At 45.8% G+C, this 5581-nt stretch carries 3 protein-coding genes; 1 reads left to right on the forward strand and 2 read right to left on the reverse strand.

What is annotated here, in order from left to right:
* A partial coding sequence (locus tag OSCI_RS04650; RefSeq protein ID WP_019487576.1) for an ABC transporter substrate-binding protein occupies window positions 1–1373 on the reverse strand: 1373 nt, incomplete at its 3' end.
* A 686-nt stretch (window positions 1374–2059) separates the two neighbouring features.
* Window positions 2060–3316, reverse strand: a complete 1257-nt coding sequence (locus OSCI_RS04655) for a DUF4912 domain-containing protein (protein WP_007353695.1) — start codon at window positions 3314–3316, stop codon at window positions 2060–2062.
* Window positions 3317–3958: 642 nt separating this feature from the next.
* On the opposite strand from OSCI_RS04655, the gene cysS reads away from it, so the two are divergent.
* Window positions 3959–5410: a cysteine--tRNA ligase gene (cysS, locus tag OSCI_RS04660; protein WP_007353697.1), complete on the forward strand. Its 1452-nt coding sequence runs from the start codon at window positions 3959–3961 to the stop codon at window positions 5408–5410.
* Window positions 5411–5581 lie beyond the last annotated feature (171 nt).

A 5581-nucleotide genomic window follows, 5' to 3' on the forward strand; every position in this document is an offset into this window, starting at 1 on the left:
TAAGAAGATTTAAAACTTCCCAGCAAATTACGGGTTTCACTTGCTGCTGCTTTCATTGCTTTTTCGGAACTCATCCGCCCAGTAAAAGCCGCACTCAGATAACGCTGCAAAATATCCGAAGCTTGAGCATATTGAGCCAAGGGAGGACGCAAAGCTGACTGTTCTACTACCTTTAATAATTCTGGGTAATGGGGATACAGAGCAACAACTTCTCGGTCAGTAAAAAGCGATTTATAACTAGGAACAAACCCGGTTTGCAAAATAAACTTTCTCTGCGTTTCCTCGCTGGTGAGATACTGAATTGTTCGCCAAGCTGCCTCTGGATGACGCGAAGTTTTGGAAATACCCCAACCCCATCCCCCTAAGCAGGAACCGCCCTTTTTACCAGCGGCGTGTAGCATAGGCTTAATCGCAATTTTACCTTTAATCTTCGAGCCTTCGACATTAGCCAGTTTCCAAACATAGGGCCAATTCCTTAAGAAAATTGTTTGACCATTTTGAAACAAAATGCGAGTTTCTTCTTCCCCGTAAGTCGTAACTCCCGGAGGTGAAATGCCGCTAGCAATTGTACTTTTAAGAAATTCAACTGCTTTGATTGCCTCTGGTTTATCCAGTCCAATTTCAAAGGTTTGAGGGTTTGCCCAGAAGCCACCAAAACCTTCTAATACCTCTACAAACATGGCCGATACTCCTTCATATTGTTTGCCTTGCCAGAGATAACCCCAAGTTGCTTTTCCCTGTTTCTGCAAGTTTTGAGAAATATTTACCATTTGTTCAAAAGTTTCGGGCGGTTCGACTCCAGCTTGTTCTAAAATATCTTTACGGTAGTAGAGCATTCCCGCATCGGAGGCGTGAGGAATGCGGTAAAGTTTGCCGTTGTAGCGTCCGCCTTCAACGTTACCGGGGACAAATTTTGATAGTTGTTCTGAGGAAATTTTATTACTAAGATCCATTATCCAACCTGCCGCTGCAAACTTGGGAACCCAGACAATATCCATATTGATAATGTCGTAAGGCGAGTCTCCTAACAAGAAGGCAGAGGTGTAAAGATTTTCTATGAGATTACTATCAAATGGCCCTTCTACTAAGTTGATGCGAATATCTGGATTTTTCTGTTCAAATTCTTCGACAAAAGGCCTCCAGTTAAGGAGGTCTTGACCTTGCATGAGCATCGTCAAAACTGTTGGTTGCTGAGTAAGTGCGGGTTGAATAAATAAAAATAAGATACCTAAGATGATGCTAGCAAATAATCCCAGCCAGTAAAGTCGTGTCCTTCGCCACACAAAGGATAAATGTAAAAACGAAAAATTTTTTATTTTGACTTTTGGGGTTACGCTTCTAAGAAATTGAACTAAAGGTTTACTATTTATCATTTTCGATCCAGGAATTAAGGCTGAGAATGAATGCCTAGTTTGACTAGAAGTCTTCTATCTTAGGGAATGGGTGCTGCGATCGCGCCATTGTCTAGGCTTCCCATTGCGATCGCCTCCTCTCTCTTAACTCGATTTTCAATTTTTTGGTGAAGATAAATTAGGCTTTGCAATAAAAATTCAAGAAAGTATTAATTTATTTAATTTAAGCAATTTCTACATAAGACATTCTCGATCGCCCTCTGACCACAACAGGACTTACGCACCCAACCAAAGAAACCGGGTTTTTTACGAAAATATAGCAACCGCCACAACGGTTAAGACACTCACTCAGGGCCCAAACTATTGACTCTCTTCCCCTCTTTCCTCTCTTTCCTTCTTTCCCTAGCCCCTAGCCCCTAGCCCCTAGCCCCTAACCGCCCTGGCGGTTGCTATACTTCGTTGTGACCACAGATTCTCTCAAAAACCCGGTTTCTGGAGTCCCATGCGTAAGTCCTATACAAAAAACACCGCTCCTAAAGAAGAGGAGAACGGTGTATAGGGGGTGTTATGGGTTGTTGTCTGAACTTAACGGTAACAAATGAGTTGCTGTCCAAACTGAACCTTGTGCTGGTTAAAAAATTGGCACAGATGGATGTGTTACCGTAGCTTGCCATAGGCATAGCTACTCCCAAAGCCTGCAAAGGCCCTTAACCAAGCCATTCTAGAACAGCTTCCTCTTTAGTATTGGTACGACGATCGGGGGTTTCGCGGGTAAACTTCATGTGGATAGCGCGGTTTTGTTCGCCATCTGCTGCGACTGCGAAAATCGGATAGTCAATCAAGCCGTCTTGGAAAGACATCTGATAGCGGAAAGTGCCATCGGGATTCAGTTTGATCGGTTGTCCGCCGATGTAAACCGTAGCATCGGGTTCAGTAGCACCATAAACAATCAATTCAGCGTCAGCAACTAACCAGAACTTGCGAGGCTTGGCTGGAGGCATGGAAGCACCAAAGCCTACTCCAGACATCGTTAGACCAACCCCAGACATCGTTAGCCCGGAGGTGGTGGGAACTGCCCACATACCCACACCGGAGGGGAAGACATAGGAACTCAAAGCTTGTTCGTGGATGGCGACTTGCTGAATGGAACCAGCGACGTGCTGCATCGAACCGAAGACGGAACCGGCTACCCGCATTGCTTCGGCAGATTCGGCCATGCCAAAGATTTGTTCGTAGATGGGGTTGCCAGCACTGGCAGGTGCCACTTTCTTGCTGGGGGGAACCAGTTCCAAGAAGGTTTTACCGCGTAAATCTTCTTCCCAACCTACGGTGATGAATTGATCTTCAATCCAGTCGCTAGGGTAGACGGGGGGAACGCGGACTTCGGCGGAACGGGCAAGAACGATCCAGCGGCCATCGGCGCAACGGTAGCCGATATCGATTACGTAGTCGCGATCGCTCACAGGGATCGGCACGTACCACTCGCGGGCTAATTCATCGCAGGGATATTCTTGAATATTGTGAGGACTTTGATATTCGAGATTAACGTCGGTGACATCGTAAAGCCGGAGGGCGATTTGTTGGCCACCTTGGCGACGCAGTTCTTCTTTGTGACTGTTGGGAATATCCCAGTAAGTGTAAGCCCATTCAGGATCGCGGGGCATCAACACAATCCGGCTTTCGCCATATCCATCGGGCAAATCTGCCAAACCCTCATCGACAGATGACAGAGAGCCGCCAGTACGATCTTCTTGACCTAGTTCAAATTTTGCTGCTTCCACTGTTTCTTGTGCCTCTAGTGTAGTAGATGGACTATATGAAAATTTGGTGCGTTGAATTTCCTGGATTGAACCCAGAAGTTGCGATTTACGCATCCGGCTATAGCGAGAGACTCCATATTCACTGGCAACTCTACGCAGTTGCCGCAAAGTCATGTCTTCTAAAGGTGGGCGTTCTTTGGCCATGAGTCTGTTCTCCAGTAATTACGACGGCAAGTTAGGTTTTGGGAAACACTTAGATGTTTGCGCCTTGGGAGTTAAAAGCTATTAGGACTGGATATTAAGTCCTAGCTGGCGATCGCTCCCACCTTGAAAGCCTTGCCTCTTGTTCGTCTTTTAAGTCCCCTTCTCAATCCGGGGCTTTAATTTTTTGGCTCCCTTACGCTTCATCCTGGCGAACGAAAGCGTTTCCCATGATTCCTGCTAGACAAGATGGACTCTTCGACAATGGTTGAGGCTGCTCCTCACGCTTGTGGCTCGCCACATTAACCGCTATCTAAGTAGTCAAAATGCTAATGAAAGCATTTCTTTGGGATCGCGGGGATCGCTTTTGTCCTATATGTTGCAGAAAAATTCTGATTCGGTCAAGGGGGTTTTGAGCCTGATTATGAGTACATATACGTATTTACAAGGAACTGGGGATCGTTATGTCATGGTTTCCTGACATTTGCTCGTAATTGGGGATCGCCATCAAACCCTATGTCATGATTCCATGACATAAACCCTGTAATGCCGCCTTCTAGGCGGTATCTTCTGCCGGGACAGGGGCGTTAGGTCTTAGTATGGATAAAGCACTCTACGCTTGCAGTAGATTAATCAACACCAGCCATGAGCCCAAAACTATACAACAGCTTGACTCGTCGGGTAGAACCCTTAGAAACCATAGAACCGGGAAAAGTGCGGATGTATTGCTGCGGCGTGACAGTCTACGATAACTGCCATCTGGGTCATGCGCGTTCTTATATTGCTTGGGATGTCGTGCGCCGATATTTGACGTGGCGGGGCTATGAGGTGCGCTACGTCCAGAATTTTACTGATATTGACGACAAAATCCTTAATCGCGCCCGAAAAGAGGGATCTTCAATGGAGGAAGTAGCGGAACGCTACACTCAGACTTATTTTGAGGATATGAAGCGTTTAAATGTCTTGGAGGCGGATGAGTATCCCCGCGCAACTCATACGATGGATGGCATTAAACGGCTGATTCACGAGTTAGAAAGTAAGGGTTATGCTTATGCGTCGGGAGGCGATGTTTACTATAAAGTCCGGCAATTTTCTGAGTATGGAAAGCTTTCGGGCCGCAAGTTTGATGAGATGCAAGCTGGCGCTAGCGGTAGGGTAGAATCGGAGGACGCAGAGGCTCAAAAAAAGAAAGATCCCTTTGATTTTGCGTTGTGGAAGGGGGCTAAATCTGGGGAACCGGCATGGGATTCGCCTTGGGGTTCGGGCCGCCCTGGGTGGCACATAGAGTGCTCAGCAATGGTACGTCAAAGTTTTGGCGATCGCATTGATATTCACGGCGGCGGCTCTGATTTAATTTTTCCTCACCATGAGAATGAAATTGCCCAATCGGAAGCGGTGACTGGCCAGCCGTTAGCAACTTATTGGTTGCATAATGGCATGGTAAAGGTGAATGGCGAGAAGATGTCGAAGTCTTTGGGGAATTTTATTACAATTCGGGAGTTGTTGGATAAACCCACTGACCCGATGGTGGTGCGGTTGTTTGTGTTGACGGCTCATTATCGCAAACCGATTGATTTTACGGATGATGCGATCGCATCTGCTCAAAATGGTTGGAATACTATTAATGAAGGGTTTCTTTTTGGGCATGAATACGGTTCCCAGTTTGGTTGGAAATTAGCCCTAGAAGATAAGGAGGCTGTGCAGCAATTTCAATCGGCTATGGATGATGATTTTAATACTCCTAATGCTTTAGCGGTTGTGTTTGAATTGGCGAAGGAATTACGGCGCGATCGCAATATTTTGATTCATGGGGGAAAAATAGAAACGCCAGGGGAAGTTATACAACAAAAGTGGCATACACTGGTTAGTTTGCTCCATGTTTTAGGACTTACTAATCTTGTTCCGGCGAGTGCGACTCTTTCTGCTGATCAATCAGGATTAACCGATAAGGATATTGAGATTTTAATTCAGCAGCGATTAGCAGCAAGGAAAGCTAAGAATTTTGCTGAGGGCGATCGCATTCGTAATGAACTTAAAGATCGAGGTATTACTTTAATCGATCAGAAGGATGGTACAACTATTTGGCATCGAAATTAATACTAAGGCGTGAAAAATATAGCATTTACGCAACTTTTAACTCATAAGTACGGTATGGACTTAGGCTTTCGCCCAAGGTGTTTCAACTTAACGTCAAACCCTCACTCCGACAGGGGTTAAAACCCCTGTCTCAAAGATCGAGTCCTCTGAAGAGGACTAAGAAAACTCATT

It is taken from the genome of Kamptonema sp. PCC 6506, assembly GCF_000180455.1.
Taxonomy (GTDB): Bacteria; Cyanobacteriota; Cyanobacteriia; order Cyanobacteriales; family Microcoleaceae; genus Kamptonema; species Kamptonema formosum.

Bases quoted from the DNA above. Each gene is read 5' to 3' on its own strand.
- cysS (WP_007353697.1), top strand. From the start codon at position 3,959: ATGAGCCCAAAACTATACAACAGCTTGACTCGTCGGGTAGAACCCTTA.
- OSCI_RS04655 (WP_007353695.1), bottom strand. From the start codon at position 3,316: ATGGCCAAAGAACGCCCACCTTTAGAAGACATGACTTTGCGGCAACTG.